This is a genomic window from Mycolicibacterium anyangense (assembly GCF_010731855.1).
GTDB classification, from domain to species: Bacteria; Actinomycetota; Actinomycetes; order Mycobacteriales; family Mycobacteriaceae; genus Mycobacterium; species Mycobacterium anyangense.
On record NZ_AP022620.1, the window covers coordinates 5,669,563 to 5,689,286 of the forward strand.

The following is a 19,724-nucleotide window of genomic DNA, read 5'->3' on the forward strand; positions in this document are numbered from 1 at the left end:
GATGCCGAAGCCCGTGCCGCCCGCACCACTGGCCCGCGTGATCGAGTGGATCCGCCACTACCTGTTGCGCCTGCACCAACGGCTGGTTCCCGCGCCGATGTCGATGATGGAGCTCATCGTCTCGGGGTGGCCGGCCCAGGCCATCACCACCGCCGCCCAGCTCGGCATCGCCGACGCACTGGCCGACGGACCGCTGCACCTCGACGAATTGGCCGCACGCCTCCACGTCGACGCCGACGCTCTGGGCAGGCTGTTACGTGCCCTGATCGGCCGGGGCATCTTCCGGCGCCGCCGCGACGGCCGCTACGCACTGAATTCCCTGGCCGCCACGCTGCGAACCGACGCGCCGATCTCGCTGAAGGGCGCCGCGCTGTTCCAGGGCTCCCAGGAACAGCGGGAACGGTGGACCCTGCTGGCCGACTCGGTGCGCACGGGTCAATCGATCGTGCCGGCGTTGCGGGGTAAGGACGGCTTCGACTACCTCGATGACATCCCCCAGCATGCCGAGCTGTTCAACCAGACGATGACGGCCCTGGCCCAGATGACGCACGCCGTGGTCGTGGGCAGCTACGACTTCAGCCCCTACCGCACCATCGTCGACGTCGGTGGCGGTCAGGGTGCGCTGCTGGCAGCGGTCCTGGCATCGGCGCCCCGCTCCCACGGCATCCTCTACGATCTGCCGCAAGTCGTGGCTGACGCACCGAAAGTGATGCGCGACAGGGCGATCGCCGAGCGGATCGGCGTGCACGGCGGATCCTTCTTCGACAGCGTGCCCGCCGGCGGTGACGCCTACCTGCTCAAGAACATCATCCACGACTGGCCAGACGGTAAGGCGCTGCAGATTCTGCGCAACGTCCGCGCCGCCGCCCGCCCCGGCGCTGCGGTACTGCTGGTTGAGATGGTGACCCACGACAACGGCAAGGACGGCCCACAGAACTGGGTGGATCTTGAGATGCTGCTCAACCTCGGATCCCGGGAGCGCTCTGCCGAGGAGTACCGGAACCTGTTGAGCCGGGCCGGGTTCCGGATGACGCGAGTGGTTCCGACGGCCTCACCCCTGAGCGTGGTCGAAGCCGTGGCGGTGGCTGGCGCCGACGGCGCCGGCTGATGATCGGTGCCGCGCTCGGGCGGGCGCTGTGGGCTGGTGTCGACCCGGACGGGATGTTCCGCCGCCACGCCGGCGACACCGCACCGTTCACCGTGCGGTTCCCCGGGCTGGGCACGGTGCGCTTCTTCACCACCGAGGACGGCGTCCGCGACATCCTCACCGCACCGACGACGCTGTGCCGCGCACCGCTGCCCAACCCGATCGAGCCGGTGGTGGGGGAGCGCTCGCTGATCCTGCTCTCCGGTGAGCCACACCGGCAGACCCGCGCCCTGCTCACCCCGCCCTTTCGGGGCGAGTTGATGCGCCGCTACGTCGACCTCATCGCGCAATCCACCCACCAGGCCGTCGCCGGTGTGCGGCCCGGCGATCGGTTCCCGGCCGCCCGGGTGGCACAAGCCATCACGCTCGATGTGGTGATCCGGGTGGTCTTCGGCGTCACCGACTCGGCCCGCCGGGACCGCTTCGCGGCCGTGACCAGCAGGCTGCTCGATTCCGGCAGCGCACCGCTGATGCTGGTGCCGTGGCTGCGCCGCGACATCGGCGGGCGCGGCCCGTGGGCGCGACTGGTCAGCGCGCGCGACGAACTCGACCGGCTGCTGGCCGACGAGATCGCCGAACGGCGCGCCGGCGGCGAAAACAACGGCGACATACTGGATCTCATCCTCGCCGCCAGCGACGAGCAGGGCAACGAGCAGGGGGACGGGCGCAGCGACGACGCGCTGCACTCGCAGCTGCGGACCATGCTCGCCGCCGGCCACGAGACCACGTCCACCACGCTGGCGTGGGCACTGCACCACATCCACCGCGACGACGACGTGCGCCGCCGCCTGGTCGATGAACTCGCCGGCGCGGCCACGCCCGCAGACCTGGCCGCACTGCCATACCTCAATGCGGTCATCCAGGAGACGCTGCGGATGCACCCCGCCGTACCGATCGTGCTGCGCCGGCTCGCCGGACCGCTCACCGTGGCCGGCCACCCGTGCGGCACCGGTGACATCGTCGGAATCGCTCTTCCCGCTGTGCATTTCAGCCCCCAGCTGTGGCAGGATCCGGGGGCGTTCGACCCGCGGCGTTTCCTGGACGGCAAGCCGTCACCGTTCCGGTACGCGCCGTTCGGCGGTGGCTTCCGCCGCTGCATCGGTGCGGCGTTCGCCCAGACCGAGCTGGCCGTGGCGATCGGAACCCTGCTGGCGACAGTGGACCTGCGGCAGCCGGCGGGTGAGGGTGGTCGCCGTGCGCCCCGCAGCGTGCCGCGCGGGATCGCCACCCGCCCCAGCCGCGAGATCCTGCTGGACGTGATCGCCCGGCGTTAGCGGTGGGTCGCCAGGAACCGGCCGATGCGTTCGATCGCCGCCGCCAGATCGTCGGCGGCCGGCAGCGTCGCGATCCGCACATGGTCGGGGTGCGGCCAGCTCAGTGCGGAGCCCGGCACCACATGAATCTTCTCCTGCAGCAACAGGTCCAAGACGAACTGTTCGTCGTCGCGGATCGGATACCGCTGCAGGTCGATCTTCGCAAACGCGTACAGCGCGCCGCGGGGCTTGACGCACGACACTCCGGGAATGCCGTTGAGCGTGCTGAAGGCCCGGTCGCGTTGGTGCTGCAGCCGCTCAATCGGCAACCGCAGATCACCGCCGTCGCCGTCGAGGGCAACCCGGACCGCCTGCTGGGCAGGAACATTCGCGCACCGGCGCAAGCCGGCCAGCATGCTCAACCCGTCGAGGTAGCTGGTGGCATGATCGGTGGGCCCCGACACTGCCAGCCAGCCGGCACGAAAACCCGCGCTGCTGTATGCCTTCGACAATCCGTTGAACGTCAGGCACAGCAGGTCGGGAGCCAGTGACGCCGTCATGGTGTGCGTCAGGCCGTCGAACACGATCCGGTCGTAGATCTCGTCGGAGCACACCACCAGGTTGTTGGCCCGCGCGATCTCGAGGATGCCGGTCAGCACGTCGGGTGGATACACCGCCCCGGTCGGGTTGTTCGGGTTGATCAGCACGATCGCGCGGGTGCGGGAGGTCACCTTCGCGGCGATATCGGCGACATCGGGATACCAGTCCGAGGACTCGTCACAGCGGTAGTGCACTGCGCGGCCCCCGTTGAGGCGGACCGCGGCGGTCCACACCGGGAAGTCCGGCGCCGGGATCAACACCTCGTCGCGGTACTCCAGCAGGGCGGTCATCGCCATCACGATCAGTTCCGAGGCGCCGTTGCCCAGGAACACGTCCTCGACGTCGACGCCCGCAACGCCGTTCGAGCGGTAGTAATTGGCCACCGCGGCACGCGCGGAGGCCAGCCCTCTCGGGCCGACGTAACCGGCCGAGTCGGCCAGGGTGCGCGAGATCTCCCGCAGCAACGCCGCCGGCGGCGAGAAGCCGAAGGGATGCGGGTCTCCGGTGTCCAGCCGCAGGACGTGCTGGCCCTCGGCTTCCAGCCGGGCCGCGTGTTCGGCGATCGGTCCGGCCATGTCGTAAGACAGGTTGGACAACCTGCTCGACCGTGCGAACTTCATCCGGATCCTCTCGCCCGGGCAAAGTGTGGCAGAAACGCTTCCAGGCGATGATGGGTATGGACGGTGAGTTCGCACAATGACTCGTGCGGGCTCGTGAGCTGCACAGACGGCGACATCAATTCGTAAGAACTTCGATTCCGGCTCGAATCGGCTGGTCAGGGCGGATCGGAAGGCGTCGGGGCCGCGGTGCCGCCCGCACGCTGCCTTGGCAAGCGTCGAGCGCTGGTGATAATCGAATGCGGCGACGAGGAGGTGAGACGGTTGGCCATAGCTCTGCCCGACAGGGCGACATTGGCGACGGTGCTCGATGTTGCCGCCCGTGCTCCCTCGCTGCGCAATCTCCAACCGTGGCACTGGCGGGTGGGCGCCGACGCGGTGCACCTGTTCGCCGACTGGAGCCGGCAGGCTGGTGACGCCCCGTCGGACCGGCGCGATGTGCTGCTCGGGTGCGGAGCCGTGCTGGATCACTGCGCCGTCGCCCTGGCCGCTGCCGGCTGGCAGCCGCGGGTACAGCGGTTCCCGGACCGCGGTGACCACAGCCACCTGGCGGTCGTCGACGTCGCCGAGCAACCGGCGCGCGACGGTCAGCTCGAACTGGCCGCTGCCATACCCCGACGCCGAGCCGACCGCCGGCGGTACCGGGCCGAGCGGGTGCCGGCCGGCACACTGGAGACGCTCTACGTCCGGGCCGCCCGGCTGGGTGTGGAACTCGCGGTCGTACCGCGGTCACGCTGGACCCGGCGTGCCGACGGCACCGTGGTGCTGCACTACACCTCCGATGCGGTCGACGATCCGTCCGACGATGCGGTGCTGCTGGTGGTGGGTACCACCAGCGACGGCGACGATATGCGACTGCGCGCCGGTGAGGCGATCAGCCATCTGACCCTGACGGCGACCGCCATGGGTGTGGCGAGTTGCCCGCTGACCGAGCCACTCAATGACATCGGCAACCGATTGGCTTTGGCCTGCGAGGTTTTCGACGGTGCTGCGCATCCGCAGGCACTGATCCGGGTCGGGATCGCCCCCGAGGGTGCTGACCCGCAGCCGCCCACCGAGCGCCGGTCGGTGAACGAAACCACCACCTGGCGCGCCACGGTCTGACCTACGCCGCTGCGGTCACAGCCGTTGCAGCGCAACAGCACTGCGCTGCTGCACGATCGACTGCAGGATCTCCCCGCTTCGAATGGCGATGTTGGACAGTAGCGACGACGTCAGCCCATGGGTGTGTTCGGTATTGCCCTGGATGTAGAGACCACCGGTCAGTTCGGTCGCGGTGATCAGCCGGTAATCGCGGGAGACCGCTGGTTCGCCGCCTTCCAAGACCAGGCTGCCGTAGAGGTCCCCGAGGATGTCGCGCAGCGGTGTGGGTAGGAAACCGGTTGCGTAGATCACGGCGTCGCAGTCGATCTCGTCGATGACGGCACTGGGGTGATGCCGGATGGACACGCGCACGCCATCCCGGCTCTCCTCGGTACCGTCCACGCTGGAGGCGCCGCGCATGAACAGCCGTCGGTGTCCGTCCACCCGTTCGGCGTACTCGCGCGCGTAGAGATCCTCGATGAGCGGAAGGTCGACGGCCGAGTAGTTGGTGCTGCGGTGGTAGTCGAGCAGCCGACGGCGCACCGGCGGCTCGGCGGCGTAGAAGTCGTCTACGGCGCCGGGGTCGAAGACCCGGTTGGCGAACGGGCTGTCGTCGGCGGGGCTGTAGCCGTACTTGGCGAACACGGCGTGGACCTCGGCACAGGGAAACGTGTCGTGCAGGTAGGCCGTGACTTCGGCGGCGCTCTGCCCGGCGCCGACCACGACGAACCGGTCGTGCATCCGAGAGGGGAGCCGCGCCAGGTCGTTGAGGAAATCGTGGTTGTGGATCTGACGGGCCGACCGGCGGACGCCGGACGGTAGCTGTGGGCTCAGCCCGCCCGCGATCACCACGTTGTGGGCGCGCAGCCGGCCGGCGTGGGCCCCGATGATGTCGACCTCGAAGAAATCGCCGACGGGCCGTACCGAGACCACCCGCGAGCCGTAACGCACCGTGGCCGTCACCTTCTCGGCCGCCCACGACAGGTAGTCGTGGAACTCCAGGCGGGTGGGAAAGAACGTTTTGTAGTTGATGAACTCCGAGAGCCGGCCGCGCTCGGTCAGGTAGCTCAGGAAGCTGAACTCGCTCTGCGGGTTGCGTTGGGTGACAAGGTCTTTGAGGAACGAGATCTGCATCGTTGCCCCGGGGATCAGCATGCCGGTGTGCCAGCCGAATTCCGGCTTGGCCTCGATGAACTCGGCATTGATCGCGACCCCGGCCGGGCACTGCGCGCTGAACTCTTCGACGGCGATCGCCAGGGCGAGATTCGACGGCCCGAACCCCACGCCGACGAAGTCGAGTACGTCGTTGTCCGCGTCAGTGGTGAAGGTCGGCATCACGCACCCGCCATCTGGTCGATCGCGCCCGGCACCGGCTCGGCCGGGTCGGATCCCACCGCGACGATGCGGTTGCCGGAGTCGACGTGCACGACCCGGCTCTTGTGCACGTCCTGTTCAGCGGTGTCGAGCCCGAGGAACGACATGATGATCACGATGTTCCCCGGCGAAATGAGGTGCGCCGCCGCGCCGTTGATCCCGATCACCCCGGAACCGGCGGCCCCCGAGATCGCGTAGGTCACCAGCCGTGCCCCGCTGGTGACATCGACGATGTGGACCTGTTCACCGTCGAGGATGCCGGCGTGCGACATCAACTCCGAGTCGATCGTGACCGACCCGACATAGTGCAGGTCGGCTTGAGTCACGGTTGCCCGGTGGATCTTCCCGCCCAGCATTGTTCGCAGCATGCACACCCTTCCGCCCCAGCGTCGATGACGCGTCGGATAAGCCGGCGCGCCCATTACCAGGAAAGGCTAACCTAATAATCAGGTTCTACAAGGGCTACGCTCCCGGCCCGGCGGCAGGCCATCGGAGGCGTCAAAAATGCTGTCACCCAGCGGATCACACACCCACGCGGGCATTGCAGGCCGCCTGCGGCATCTCGAAACGTAGGACCCTAAATTAGGTAAGCCTAAAGTAATCTGGCGCGGTTATTGCTTCCAACGAAGGGAACGCCTTGAAGCGCAATCACCGATGGCGGCGCCGGGGAGGACTTGCTGCCGCAGCGGTCATCGCCGTGACCGTCAGCCTGCTCAGCGGCTGCGGATCGAGCACCACCAACACCCAAACCGGAGCCCAGACCAGCACGGCCGCCGGCGCGGTCACGATCGCCCACAAGTTCGGCGAGACCAAGGTCCCCGCCAACCCCCAGCGGGTGGTCACCGTCGGCTGGACCGACCAGGACTTCGTCCTGCCGCTCGGCGTGGTACCGGTCAGCGCCCGGGCGTTCTTCGACCACTACAACGACTACCCGTGGGTCAAGGCCGCCACCAGCGGCAAAGGGCTTCCCACGTGGGGGTCGGACTCCATCGATTACGAAGCCATCGCGGCGCAGAAGCCGGACCTGATCCTGGCCATCTACGAATCGATCGACAAACCCACCTACGAGCGATTGTCGGCGATCGCCCCCACCGTGATCCAGTCGGCCGACTACCCGGACGAGGAAACTCCCTGGGATGTCCAGCTGCTCACCACCGGCAAGGCCCTCGGCAAGGAGTCCCAGGCCAAGGCACTCGTCGACAAGGTGCGCTCCAGCCTGGACCAGGCCCGCGCCGCCAACCCCGAATTCGCCGGCAAGACACTGGTTGTCGACTTCGGTCCGGAGAACGGCGGGCACTACCTGCTTCCCGAGAAGGATCCCCGCCGGGCATTGTTCACCGCGCTGGGCTTCGCCACCCAGGATGTCACTGGCGACGTCAGCGAGGAGCGTCTCGACGTGCTCGACCGCGATGTGTTGTTCGTCAATGGCGCCACCAAAGAGCAGATGATGGCCTCGCCGGCTTTTGCGCGGCTGGCGGTAGTCCGCGACGGTCGAACCCTCTTCACCGGCTTCGACTCCAATCTCAGTGGTGCACTGACCTACAGCGGTCCGGACGCGATGCTGTACGCGCTCAACATTCTGACCCCGCAGCTGGCCAATGCCCTCAACGGGCGACCGGTCGCGGATCTGTCCAACGCCTGAGGGGCCCGAGGCAGCAGGCCCGCCGGGACGTTCCGGCGGGCCTGCTCTGTTCAGTGGGCAAGTTCATCGGCCACAACCGGCCCCCACCGGTCCACAGCGGTCGGGTCCAGCAATTCGGAATGGCGGCAGGGCAATTCGACCGTCCGCAGCCGGCCACCCACGTGCCGGCGCCAGCCTTCGGACGCCACCCCGGTCAGCCCCATCTCCAGCACACTGGCGTCGACGAACAAGACGTCCCCGTCATAGTGACCGTAATCCGCGCCCGCGGTCAGGCGTTCCGCGGCGACGTAGTTCTCGAGCACCAGGGCGATCTGGCGATCGTTGAGCACGGCGATGGCATCTCCGCTGTCCCGCACCAGCGCGACGGCCTGCGCCACCGTCATGCTGGTACCCGCGGCAACCGGGAAGCCCATCTCCCGCAGCAAGCCCGCCAACACCTGCTCCGGCTCGAAGTCGGCCACGACGGCGTCGTCGGTGCGGGCGTCGAGCATGCCGACGAATCCGATCTCGCGCCCGCGACGGCGCAACTCGGCGGCCACTAGTAGCGCCATCGAGCCGCCGAAGGACCAGCCCAGCAGCCGAATCGGACCCTGCGGTGCGAGACCGGCGACGGTGTCGGCGTAACCGCTGGCCAGCTCCCCGATGGTCTCGGGCAGCGGCTGTCCGGAGAACAGCGGCGACTGCAGGCCGTAGAGCGGCACCGACGCCGGCAGGTGCGCCTTGAGTCCGGCGAACTGCCACGCCAAGCCACCGGCCGGATGCAGACAGAACAGCGGCGGCTGTGTCCCCGAGGCCCGTAGCGGCAGCACATGCCCCAGGCCATTGGCGCTCACTGTGTCCGGGGCGTCGAGCAGGACAGCGATCTCGGCCACGGTCGCCGCGGTCATCAGGTCGGTGACCGCGATCCCGGCACCGAACTCAGCGCGGATCATGGCCGCCAGCCGGACCAGGAGCAGCGAATGCCCGCCGAGGGTGAAGAAATCGGCGTCGATCGTGGTGACCGGAACCGCCAGCAGTGCGGTGAACAGCTCGCAGAGCCGCCGCTGGGTCGCGGTGGTGGGCGGGAGTCCGGCAGCGGTGGTGAACTCGGGTTCCGGCAGCGCCCGCCGATCGAGCTTGCCGCTCGGGGTCAGCGGGAAGGACTCCACCGCGACGAACGCCGAGGGCACCATGTGCGCCGGCAGTGCCGCGGTGAGGTGTTCCCGAAGCGCGGCGGCCGGCAACTCACCGGTGGCCAGGCAGTAGGCCACCAACCGGTCTCCGCGCGCGACCACCCGGGCCGAGCTCACCGCGGGATGGGTGCCCAGCACCGCTTCGATCTCGCCGGGCTCGATGCGCACACCGCGCAACTTGATCTGATCGTCGGTGCGGCCCAGATACTCCAGCTGGCCGTCGGTGCGCCGACGCACCAGGTCCCCGGTCCGGTACATCCGCTGCCCGCCGCCAAACGGATTGGCCACGAAGCGGCACGACGTCAGGGCGTGGCGGTTGAGGTAGCCGTCGGCCAGCTGCACACCGGCCAGATACAGCTCACCGGCCGCACCGGCGGGCACCGGATGCAGATAGTCGTCCAGCACGTAAGCCCGCACATTCCAGCCCGGCACCCCGAGTGCCGGGGCCGAACCGTCGCATGTCCACCCCAGCACGTCCACCGATGCCTCGGTGGGGCCGTAGAGATTGTGCAAGGGAGCGCTGAACATCGCGGTGTAGCGGGCGGCCAGATCGGCACCGAGCGCCTCACCACCCACCGTCACCCGGGTCAGCGCGGTGCACCTGGCCGCGGCCGGTTCGTCGAGGAACAGTTCGAGCATGGACGGAACGAAGTCCACGGCCGTGACCGATTGCGCGACAATCATGTCGGCGAGATAGCGCGGATCGCGGTGACCGCCCGGGCGGGCCATGACCAGCGTCGCGCCCACGCTCAGTGGCCAGAACACCTCCCATACCGAAGTGTCGAAGCTGATCGGGGTCTTCACCAGCATCCGGTCCTGCGGCCCCAGCGGGTAAGCGTGCTGCAGCCACCTGATCCGGTTGACAATGCCGGCATGCGGCACGGCGACACCCTTCGGCCGTCCCGTTGATCCGGAGGTGTAGAGCACGTACGCCCATGTGCCGGCGGGAACCTGGATCGGCTCCGCAGCCGCCTCGGTGGTCCGGTGCCTGCGGATCTCGGCCATGTCGTCGAGGATCACGGCGGGTACGGCATCGTCGATCATGTAGGCCAGCCGGTCGGCCGGGTAGTCGGTGTCCAGCGGCAGGAACGCAGCCCCCGACTTGGCGACCGCCAGCAGCGCGACGACCAACTCCACCGACCTCGGCAACGACACCGCCACCACTGTGCCGGGGCCGGCACCGCGTGCGACCAGTCCCGCAGTCAGCCGGTCTGACCAGTCATCCAGCTCGCGGTAGGTCAGCTCGGCGTCCTGCGAGCGCACCGCGACCGCCGTCGGCGTGAGCCCGGCCTGCCCGGTCACCAGCGAGGCCAGGGTCGCCGGGGCACTCGGGTGGTCGGTGTCGTTGACCACGTCGACCACGGTGTGCCGCTCGGCCTCGTCGAGCAGGTTGATCGAACCGATCCGGCGGTGTGGATCGGCCACCATCTGGTCCATCACCCGCACTAGCCGGTCCGCCAGCGTGCGCACCGAGGACTCGTCGAACAGGTCGGCGCTGTATTCGGTGACCAGAGTTGCTGTGCCACTGTGATATTCGACGAGCGTGAAGCCCAGATCGAACATCGCCGCCGTCGTCGCGGATTCCTGCCACGTGGTGGGAAGGCCGAACATCCCGGTGGGTTCGCCATCTCGCAGGTGGTAGCCCAGGAAGACGGTGAACAACGGGTTGCGACCCAGCACGCGGGGCGGATTGAGGTTCTCCACCACCTGGTCGAACGGCAGCTCCTGGTGCGCGAAGGCGGCCAGGTCGGTGTCGCGCACCCGCGCCAGCAGGTCGTCGAAGTCCGGATTGCCGGACACGTCGGTGCGCAACACCACGGTGTTGACGAAGAATCCGATCAGGTCGCTCAGCGCCGCCTCGTCACGACCGGCCACCGGTGTGCCGAGCACGATGTCCTCGCCCGCGCCCAGACGGTGCAGCAGCACGGCGACCGCGGTGTGCGCCAGCATCAGCATGCTCACCCGCCGTGCGCCGGCCAGCTGCCGCAAGGCCGCCACGAGTTCAGCCGCAAGCTCCACCTCGACGGTGCCGCCCCGGCCGCTGGGCCGGGCCGGTCGGGCCCGGTCGGTGGGTAGCGTCATCTCGTCGGGAGCACCGGCCAGGGTGCGCCTCCAGAACTCCGCCTGCCGCTCGCCGACCTGGTCGAGCACGCGCTGCTGCCACAGGGTGAAGTCGGCGTACTGCACGGGCAGTGGCGGCAGGCCGGAACGATCACCCGCCACCCGGCCTCGGTAGGCACGGTTCAGGTCGTCGAGGAACGGGCCATCCGACCATTCGTCGGTGCAGATGTGGTGCAGCAGGACCACGACGATGTACTCGTCGTCAGCGGCCCGTAACACGCTGAGCCGCAGCGGGATCTCATTGCTCAGGTCGAACCGGTAGTCGACCGCGGTGGCGATCCGCGCAGTGAATTCGTCCGGCCGGCAGTCGATCACCTGCAGTGGCGGCGGGGTTCCCGGTGGCAGAATCCTTTGATAGAAACCACTTTCGGTGGACTCGAACACCGTCCGCAGAACTTCATGCCGATCCACGACGTCACCGGCGGCCGCGTGCAACGCCGTCACATCGAGCCGGCCATGCAGCCGGAACACCAGGGGATAGTTGTAGGCCGTGCCGGTGGTGGCCAGCCGGTCGAGGACCAGCAGACGCTGTTGGGCGGCGGAGGCGGGGACTCGGCGGGGACGCTCACCGGCGGCCAGCTCAGGTCGGTGGGCGTGCCCGCCGGTGCCGGTGATCAGGGCTGCCAGTCCGGCGACGGTCGGTGCGTCGAAGACGTCGCGCAACGAGATCGTCACCCCGAACTCGGTTCGCACCCGGTTGATCAACCGGATACTCAGCAATGAGTGGCCGCCTAGGGCGAAGAAGTCATCGTCGGCGCCGACCTCGTCGATGCCCAGGATGTCGCCGAACACGGCGCACAGGGCGGCCTCCGCCGGCGTGCGGGGCGGCCGGGACGCGACGCCGCCGGTGACCGAAACATCCGGCAGAGCGCGAAGATCGAGCTTGCCGTTGTCGGTCAACGGCAACGCGTCGATCACCGAGATCACCGCGGGCACCATGTAGGCGGGCAGGCTCGTTCGCAGGGCGGACCGAACGTCGGCCACCACGTTAGGGTCGTCGTCGGCGGCGACGATGTAGCCGATCAATTGATCAGAACCCGTCAGACCGGGATCGGGCCGGGCGATCACCGCGGCGTGCCGCACCCGCGGATGGGCGGCCAGCGCCGCCTGCACGTCACCGGGTTCGACGCGGTAGCCGCGGATCTTCACCTGATCGTCGGTGCGGCCGAGGAAGTCGAGGTTGCCGTCTTGCCGGCGCACCATCACGTCACCGGTGCGATACATCCGGCCAGCGCCGAACGGGTTGGCGACGAACCGGGCCGCGCTGAGCCCCGGCTGGCCGACATAGCCGCGGCTCAGACCGGCTCCGGCGATGTACAACTCGCCGGGCGTACCGTCGGGGACCGGCCGCAGCCACGCATCCAGAACGTGCGCCTCGGTGTTCCAGATCGGCCGGCCGACTGTCGGGGTGGCGCTGTCGTCGGTGCCCGCGCCCAAGGTGTTGATGGTGTACTCGGTCGGCCCGTAGAGGTTGTAGCCGTAGCTGGTGTCGCTGTCGCGCAACCGGTTCCACACCGCCGGTGACACCGCCTCACCGCCCAGCAGCACCAGTACCGGCGGGTGCCCGGCCGGGTCGAGCAGGCCCTCCTCGAAGAGCAGCCCCGCATAGGTGGGTGTCACATTGACGACGTCGATCGCATTCTCGTGGCAGTACGCCACCAGGGCGGTCGCGTCCCGGCGCAAGTGTTCGTCGCAGATGTGCACCTCGTGACCCTCGATCAGCCACAGCAGCTCCTCCCAGGACATGTCGAAGGCGAACGACACGGTGTGCGCGATCCGCATCCGGCGCCTGCCGGCCGTGGCGATCGCCGGGCCGAAGATCGCCTCGCGGTGATTGAGGTGCATGTTGGTCAGACCGCGGTGAGCAGTGAGCACACCCTTGGGTGTGCCGGTCGAACCCGAGGTGTAGATGAGATAAGCGGGATCGTCGAGCCGCACCGGCACTCCGGTCCACGCTGGGGGTGCCGCCGGAAGATCAGTGTCGCCCAGCACAATTGTGGTGAGGTCAGGCGACAGGGCACGGATGCGGTCGGCGATGGCTGGTGTCGTCAGCACCAGCGCGGGGCACGCATCGGCGAGCATGACGGTGAGCCGTTCGTCGGGGTAGTCCAGCTCCAGTGGCAGGTAGGCCGCACCGGCGCGTAGGACGGCGAACAGCGCCACCACGGCATCGATCGACCGGGGGATCGCCAGCGCCACGATCGATTCGGGTCCGATGCCCTGGTTGTGCAGGAACCAGGCCAGCCGGGTGATCCGGTCGTCGAGCTCCGGGTAGCCGATCCGATCGGTGCCGCACACCAGAGCCGCGCCGGTCGCCTGTCGATGCTCGGCCAGCAGGTCGGTCACCGTGCTCGGCGGCAGTGGATGAACTGTCGAAACATGCTGCGCAGCAGCACCATCTGCCTCGTGGGGCAGCCTCAGCGGCAGGCGCGAGAGTGCCTGGTCGCGGTGGTCGGGCATGGCGACCAGAACCTGCTGCAGGCGGTCGAGCAGTCGCTGGGCGCGATCGCGCTCGACGACGTCGGGCCGGTATTCGAGTTTGATCCACAACCGGCGGCCGGGGGAGGCCACCCAGGTCAACGGATAGTGGGACGCGTCCACCGAGTCATGGCCGACGATGCCGTGCTCGGCCTCCATGTCGGTGAAGGTGTCGTCGCCGAGGAAGTTCTGCAGCACGTAGAGGCTGTCGAACAAGGCGCCGGGAAGGCCCGCCGCGCGCTGGATCTCACCGAGCCCGAGGTACTCGTGATCCATCAGGTCGAGCCGCTCGTTCTGGATCGCCCGCAGTGCTGCTGTCAGCGAGCGTCCCGGTTCCAGCCGGACTCGGGTCGGCACGGTGTTGAGGAACAGCCCGATCACCGCGTCCATCCCGTCGATGTCGGTGGGACGGCCGGCCACCGTCGACCCGAACACCACATCATCGCTTCCGGTTTCGTAGCCCAGCACCATAGCCAGGGCGCAGCCGATGACCGCGTTGAGCGTGACCCCGCAATGTCGCGCGGTGTCGGTCAGCGCTGTCGTCTGCTCCTCGGTCAGGGTGACCTCGAGTCGCAGCGCCAGCACTGGCTCGCTGCCGACCGCCGACGGCACCAGCAGCGTGGGTGCGGCCAGCCCGGACAGGGCCCGGCTCCACCGCTGGGCCGAGGCCTGCCGGTCTTGGCCCTGCAACCAGCGCAGGTAATCGGTGAAATCGGCGGTCGGGACGGGCACGTCGGCGAGGTGGCCGGTGCGCGCCGCGGCGTACTCGGCGAACAGGTCGCGCAACAACTGCTCGCGTGACCAGCCGTCGAGCAATAGGAAGTGGTAGCTGAAGATCAGCCGATCCGCTTCCGGTGAGCGCACCACGGTGAACCGGGCCAGTGGCGGCCGGGCCAGGTCGAAGGTCTGCAGCCGCTCCGCTGCGGTGATCTCGTCGAGCCGAGAGCGGTCCTGCTCCACCAGTTCGATCACCTCCGGCTCGCAGACCGGATCGGCGGCGATCACCGCCACCGGCGACGCGAGGTCGCCGGCGTGGAATCCGGACCGCAACACCGGATGCCGGCGCATCACCGTCGAATAGGCAGTGCGCAGAGCGGCGACGTCGATCGGCTCGGCGACGTCGAACACGTTCTGCACGATGTAGACCGCCGCGGGAGAGTAGCGGGCCTGGAAGTACACCCCCTCTTGCAGCGGCGACAGCGGCCAGATGGTGTCGACCGGCCCCGGTGCGGCAGCCAGCAGCGTGTCGATCTCGCTCTGGCGCAGCGTCACCAGCGCGAGGTCCGAGGGCGTCAGCGCCGGGCGGGCAGGGGCGGTGTCGGCCGTGCGGCCCAGGTCGACGAGAACCTCGGCGAGATACCCGCCCAGCTCCTCGGCGCTGGCGGCACCGGGTTCGGTGTCGGGATAGGTGAGGATCACGCGCAGTCGTGGACCGTCGGCGCCCTCCTCGCAGAAGGCGTTGACCTCCAACAGGTACGGGGTGCCCAGGTCAGAGTCGGGTGCACCGCGCAGTGCGTCGGCTTCGGGCGCCACCTGCCAGGCAGTGGTGCCGGTGCGGGGCCTGGCGGCCCAGATAGTTGAACAACACCTGCGGGGCTGCGAACCGGCCCAGGGCCGCTGCAGTACGGGCATTGCAGTACCGCAGCTGGCCGTAGCCGTGGCCGCCGTCGGGTGCGGTGCGTACCGATTCCTTGACCTGTTTGAGCGCACTGATCGGTTCGTCGTGTTCGCTGTGCAGCCGGACCGGGGTGATGGTGGTGAACCAGCCGACGGTGCGGGACAGGTCGACCTCGGCGGGCCAGTGGTCGCGGCCGTGCCGTTCCAGATCGACCAGCAACGGTGCGTGCGGTTCGCCACCGTGCGCTGCGCGCCAGCGGCGCACCGCCAGATACAGCGCGGTGAGCAGGGTTTCGGTGATATCGGCGTTGGCCAGTGCGGGTACGTCGGTCAGCAGCGCTGCCGTCTGCTGTGCCGTCAACCGGACCTCGTGGTCGCGGGTGGCACCCACCGTCAGTCCGACGGTCGGCGTGGTCGGGTCCAGATCTGCGCCGGGCGCCAGGACCTCGCTCCAATGGGGGAACTCCGCCAATCGGGCGGAGCCCTGGGCATTTTCGTTGACCAGGCGGGCGTGCGCACGAATCGAGGTAGCGACCGGAGCCAGTGGAGATTGCTCGTACGCGGACCGCAGATCATCGACGAGCACCGACCAGGAGACCCCGTCGACCGCCAGGTGGTGCAGCATCAGCAGCAGCCGCCCCGACTGCCCGCTGCCACGGTCGAACCACACCGCCTGAGCCACCACGCCCTCATCGGGATCGAGCCGGTCTGCCGCCGCATCCGATTCGGCGCCGATCACCTGCCGCAGAGCGTCGTCATCGAGACCGGCGGCGTCGACCCGGGACAAGGTGAGGGTGCAGTGTTCGGTCACCTCGAGTGACCACAGCATCGGCGTCGGCCGGTGCAGCCGAAGTCGCAGCGCGTCATGGCGGGTGCCGAGCGCATCCAGAGCAATCTGCAACCGTTTTTCGGAGGCGCCGGCCGGGACGCACAGCAGCTCGCACTGATTGAGCCGGGATATCGAGCCGCCGAGTTCGGCCAACCGGTGCACGATCGGGGTGAGCATCACCTCGCCGAGATCGGGCCCGGAGTCCTCGGTACCGGTGGCCGGTGTGCCCGGCCCGGTCAGCGCCGCCAGACCCGCCGGGGTCCTGGCGGTGAACACCTGCTGCGGACTGATCCGTACCCCGGCCCGCCGGGCCCGGTTGACCAGTTGGATCGCCAGAATGCTGTCTCCGCCGATCGCGAAGAAGTCGTCGTCGAGAGCCACTGGGCTGCCGAGGATTTCGCCGCACAGCCGGGACAGCAGCGTGGCCGTCCCGATGGCGGGTTCCGGTTCGCCCGCGTCAGCAGTCTCGGTGGGGACCGGTGCCGGCAACGCCGCGCGGTCGAGCTTGCCGTTCACCGTCAGCGGCAACGCATCGAGCACGACGAATGCCGACGGCACCATGTACTCCGGAACGCGTTGTGCCACAACGGCTCGTACTGCGGCGGTGTCTAGGTCACCCGCCCCGACCAGGTAACCGACCAGGCGACGGTGCCCGGTCTCGTCGCTCCACACCGTCGCCGCCGCATTGTGCACATCAGGGTGGGCGGCCAGCGCCGACTCGACCTCGCCGAGTTCGATCCGGAAGCCGCGCACCTTGACCTGCTCATCGGTGCGGCCGAGATACACCAGCTCGCCCCCCTCGGTCCACATCGCGGTGTCCCCGCTGCGGTAGAGCCGATCGCCCGGCGCGTCGAAGGGGTTGGCCACGAACCGGCCCGCGGTGCGGCCGCGCTGGCCCAGGTACTCGCGGGCTATCTGGCCACCCGAGACGTAGATCTCACCCACCACACCGGTGGGGACCGGGCGAAGCTGATTGTCCAGCAGGTGAATTCGCAACCCCGGCAGTGCGGTGCCGATCACGCTCGCCGCCTTGTCCGCATCGGCTGCGGTCAGCGGCCGCAGCGAGACGTGCACACAGGTCTCGGTGATGCCGTACATGTTGACCAGCCGGGGAGCATCCTCGGTGTGGCGGGCGTACCACGGCGCCAACCGGCTGGTGTCCAGTGCCTCGCCGCCGAAGATCACATACCGCAGCGACAGCTCGCGCCGCAGCCGCCGATCGGCCTCGATCAGCGGATAGAACGCCGACGGTGTTTGGTTGAGCACCGTCACGCCTTCGTCGGCCAGCAGCCGGACAAACGAATCCGGATCGCGGGCCACCTCCTGCTCGACGATCAGCAGCCGGCCGCCGTGGAGCAAGGCTCCCCACATCTCCCACACCGAGAAGTCGAAGGCCGCCGAGTGGAACATGGTCCACACATCGCTGCTGCCGACCTCGAACACCTCCGAGGCGGCGTGAAAGAGCGCCGCGACGTTGCGATGCGTGACGGCAACCCCCTTGGGCAGGCCGGTCGACCCGGAGGTGTAGATGACATAGGCGGCGTGGTCGGGGTGCGCAACGGCCGCCGGCAGCGGGCCATCGATCCGTCGGGAGGCCACCTCCGGCACCACCAGCACCGCGGCGCTGGTCGGGATGCGTTCGGCGCGATCGGTCAGCACACACACCGCGGCGGCGTCGTCGAGGATGTGGGCGAGCCGGGCGGTCGGGGAATCGATATCGACGGGCACGTAGGTGCCGCCGGCCTTGACCACGGCGAGGATCGCGACGACGAGATCCACCGAGCGCGGTAGGGCGACGATCACCGGAGATTCCACCCCACCCGAGGTCGGCCAGTGCCGCGGCCACCGCGGCGGCCCGCCGGTCGAGTTCGGCGTAGCTGAGCCGGATCTCACCGCAGACCACCGCGATGGCGTCCGGGTGGGAGGCGACGACGTCGGCGAACGCGGCACCGAGGGTGCGAGCAGGCCCGGGCCGCACTGCCCCTGCCGAGCACGCTTTCTCGTCATCGGTCCGCAGATCGAGGGCGCCGACCGGACCGTCGGGTCGCAGCGTGACTGCCTCCAGCACGGTGTGCACCCGGTCGGCGAACCGCAGTGCTTGCGTGTGCGACACGACGGCGGTGTCGTACTTGATCTCCACCGTCAGCTCCGCACCCAGATACGCGACGAGGGCGACCGGATAGTGCGGCGCGTCGGTCCCGGTGAAACCGCGATAGGTCAATGCCGTTGGGGCTGAGGCGGTGTATTCCGGTGTGGCGGGAAGTTCTCGACGACCACCAGGGTGTCGAACAGTTCGCGTGCCCCGGCCATCCGAGCCAGCTCCGGAAGGCCGATGTGAGTGGCATCGAGTACCTCGGTCTGCTGGCGGTGCACAGCCTCGATGACCTCGCCGAGCGGGGTCTGCTCGTCCCAGGACATCGTCACCGGGATGGTGTTGATCAGCAGTCCGACGATCGAATCGGTGTCGGCCAGAGCGCCGCCGCGACCCGACACGGTGGATCCGAAGACGGCATCGGTGCGTTGGGTCAACCTGCCCAGCACCACACCCCATGCCGCGTGCAGCACGGTACTGACCGTCACCGCGCGGGTGCGCGCGTAGTCGGCGAGCGCGGTGGTGTGCTCCGCGGAGAGCCGCCGCACGACGCTGCGGTGCTCACCGACCGCGGCGACGTCGTCGAACAGCAGGGTGGGTGTGCTGCCGGCCAGAACTGGCGCCCAGGTCGCGCGCGCAACTGCGGGGTCACCGGCGGCCAGAGCCTCGACATGGTCGCGCAAGGTCACCCCGGTCGGGTCGGGCGCCGGACCTGCTCCGGTAGCGGCGTTGTAGTGCGCGACGATGTCACCGAAGATCAGCGGATAGGACCAGCCGTCGGCCACGATGTGGTGCAGTGTCTGGATCAGCCGGTGTTCGGTGGCCGACTGCGACACCAGCGTGTAGCGCACCAGCGGTGGCTCGGCCAGGTCGAACGTCCGGGAGAGCTCCTGTGCTGCAATGCTTTCCCACTGATCACCGGGAGCCGTCACGGCTTCGAACGGGACCGGGACATCCGCCCACACCACCTGGGCGATCCGCCCGTCATGCAATTCGTGGAAGCTGGCCCGCAGCCCCTGGTGGCGCCGCAGCACCGCCTGCGGCGGCGGCCAGGACGTCGGGTTCGACGGGGCCGCTGAGCTGGGCGACCTGCTGCACCACATAGCTGGCGGTGTCGTCGACGATGTGATGGAAGTACATCCCCTGTTGCAGCGGCAGCAGTGGCAGCACGTCCTCCACCACCCCGGAGCGGGCCCACGCGTCGATGTCGTCCTGGGTCACCGGGATCAACGGGAAGTCCGAGGGCGTGTGACCGCTCAGGTCGGCGCAGCGGGTCAGGGCCGCCAGGGCCTGTGCCCACAGCCGTGCCAGCTCGGCCATGGTGGATTCGTCGGCCAGCCGGGCGGGCCACGACAGGGTGGCGTGCAGGAGGGTGCCGTCGGGCCCGTCCTCGGCCAGCGCGTTGATCTCCAGTGCCACAGCCGGGTTGGTGGGGTCGACACCTTCACGCAGTGCCCCGACCCCGGCGACCGGCCGCCAGAGCTGCTCGTCGCCGCCGGTGAACCGGCCGAGATAGTTGAACAGGATCTGTGGGGCCGGGCCGATGATGGGCGACGGATCCGCCAGATGCCGAAGCACTCCATATCCCAGCCCGCGGCTGGGCACCTGGCGCAGCTGCTCCTGACCGCCTTGACCGCGCCCGCCAGCCGTGGCCCGGCATCGAGAACCTCGTCCCAGGACAGCTCCCCGGGGTCGATGC

The 19,724-nt window shown here is 68.9% G+C and carries 11 protein-coding genes; 4 read left to right on the plus strand and 7 right to left on the minus strand.

Going from position 1 to position 19,724, the window contains the following annotated elements; genetic code table 11:
• Position 1 precedes the first annotated feature (1 nt).
• Complete coding sequence (locus G6N35_RS26815) at positions 2–1,108, plus strand: methyltransferase (protein WP_163807361.1); 1,107 nt, start codon at positions 2–4, stop codon at positions 1,106–1,108.
• Complete coding sequence (locus tag G6N35_RS26820; protein ID WP_170313154.1) at positions 1,108–2,421, plus strand: cytochrome P450; 1,314 nt, start codon at positions 1,108–1,110, stop codon at positions 2,419–2,421. Before G6N35_RS26815 ends, G6N35_RS26820 begins: the two co-directional genes overlap by 1 nt.
• Here the strand turns inward: G6N35_RS26820 and G6N35_RS26825 are convergent.
• Complete coding sequence (locus G6N35_RS26825) at positions 2,418–3,620, minus strand: pyridoxal phosphate-dependent aminotransferase (RefSeq protein WP_163807362.1); 1,203 nt, start codon at positions 3,618–3,620, stop codon at positions 2,418–2,420. The genes G6N35_RS26820 and G6N35_RS26825 overlap by 4 nt on opposite strands.
• A 252-nt stretch (positions 3,621–3,872) precedes the next feature.
• Between G6N35_RS26825 and G6N35_RS26830 the strand changes: the two genes are divergently transcribed.
• The gene (locus G6N35_RS26830; RefSeq protein WP_163807363.1) at positions 3,873–4,721 is read left to right on the plus strand and encodes a nitroreductase; all 849 of its coding nucleotides are present in this window, start codon (positions 3,873–3,875) and stop codon (positions 4,719–4,721) included.
• Between the two features lie 15 nt (positions 4,722–4,736).
• Here G6N35_RS26830 and G6N35_RS26835 read toward each other — a convergent pair whose 3' ends face one another.
• Positions 4,737–6,035 carry a lysine N(6)-hydroxylase/L-ornithine N(5)-oxygenase family protein gene (locus G6N35_RS26835; RefSeq protein ID WP_163807364.1) on the minus strand — a complete coding sequence of 433 codons (1,299 nt, stop codon included), beginning with the start codon at positions 6,033–6,035 and terminating at the stop codon, positions 4,737–4,739.
• Complete coding sequence (gene panD, locus G6N35_RS26840; protein ID WP_163807365.1) at positions 6,035–6,442, minus strand: aspartate 1-decarboxylase; 408 nt, start codon at positions 6,440–6,442, stop codon at positions 6,035–6,037. The genes G6N35_RS26835 and panD overlap by 1 nt, the downstream gene beginning before the upstream one ends.
• A gap of 329 nt (positions 6,443–6,771) precedes the next feature.
• Here panD and G6N35_RS26845 point away from each other — a divergent pair, with 329 nt between their 5' ends.
• Complete coding sequence (locus tag G6N35_RS26845; protein ID WP_163807366.1) at positions 6,772–7,716, plus strand: ABC transporter substrate-binding protein; 945 nt, start codon at positions 6,772–6,774, stop codon at positions 7,714–7,716.
• Between the two features lie 50 nt (positions 7,717–7,766).
• Here G6N35_RS26845 and G6N35_RS27465 read toward each other — a convergent pair whose 3' ends face one another.
• The 4 genes from G6N35_RS27465 to G6N35_RS27480 all read right to left on the minus strand — a co-directional run bounded on the left by G6N35_RS27465 (position 7,767) and on the right by G6N35_RS27480 (position 19,630).
• On the minus strand, positions 7,767–15,020 hold the full coding sequence (locus G6N35_RS27465; protein ID WP_246224521.1) for a non-ribosomal peptide synthetase: 7,254 nt from the start codon (positions 15,018–15,020) through the stop codon (positions 7,767–7,769).
• The gene (locus G6N35_RS27470) at positions 14,977–17,826 is read right to left on the minus strand and encodes a non-ribosomal peptide synthetase (RefSeq protein WP_246224522.1); all 2,850 of its coding nucleotides are present in this window, start codon (positions 17,824–17,826) and stop codon (positions 14,977–14,979) included. Before G6N35_RS27470 ends, G6N35_RS27465 begins: the two co-directional genes overlap by 44 nt.
• A 324-nt stretch (positions 17,827–18,150) precedes the next feature.
• Positions 18,151–19,059, minus strand: a complete 909-nt coding sequence (locus G6N35_RS27475) for a condensation domain-containing protein (protein WP_246224523.1) — start codon at positions 19,057–19,059, stop codon at positions 18,151–18,153.
• The gene (locus tag G6N35_RS27480; protein WP_246224524.1) at positions 19,010–19,630 is read right to left on the minus strand and encodes a hypothetical protein; all 621 of its coding nucleotides are present in this window, start codon (positions 19,628–19,630) and stop codon (positions 19,010–19,012) included. The genes G6N35_RS27475 and G6N35_RS27480 overlap by 50 nt, the downstream gene beginning before the upstream one ends.
• Positions 19,631–19,724 lie beyond the last annotated feature (94 nt).

What these genes read in the sequence shown, in the direction of transcription:
- G6N35_RS26815 (WP_163807361.1), top strand. Translation starts at nt 2, where the DNA reads ATGCCGAAGCCCGTGCCGCCCGCACCACTGGCCCGCGTGATCGAGTGG.
- G6N35_RS26820 (WP_170313154.1), top strand. Translation starts at nt 1,108, where the DNA reads ATGATCGGTGCCGCGCTCGGGCGGGCGCTGTGGGCTGGTGTCGACCCG.
- G6N35_RS26825 (WP_163807362.1), bottom strand. Translation starts at nt 3,620, where the DNA reads ATGAAGTTCGCACGGTCGAGCAGGTTGTCCAACCTGTCTTACGACATG.
- G6N35_RS26835 (WP_163807364.1), bottom strand. Translation starts at nt 6,035, where the DNA reads ATGCCGACCTTCACCACTGACGCGGACAACGACGTACTCGACTTCGTC.
- panD (WP_163807365.1), bottom strand. Translation starts at nt 6,442, where the DNA reads ATGCTGCGAACAATGCTGGGCGGGAAGATCCACCGGGCAACCGTGACT.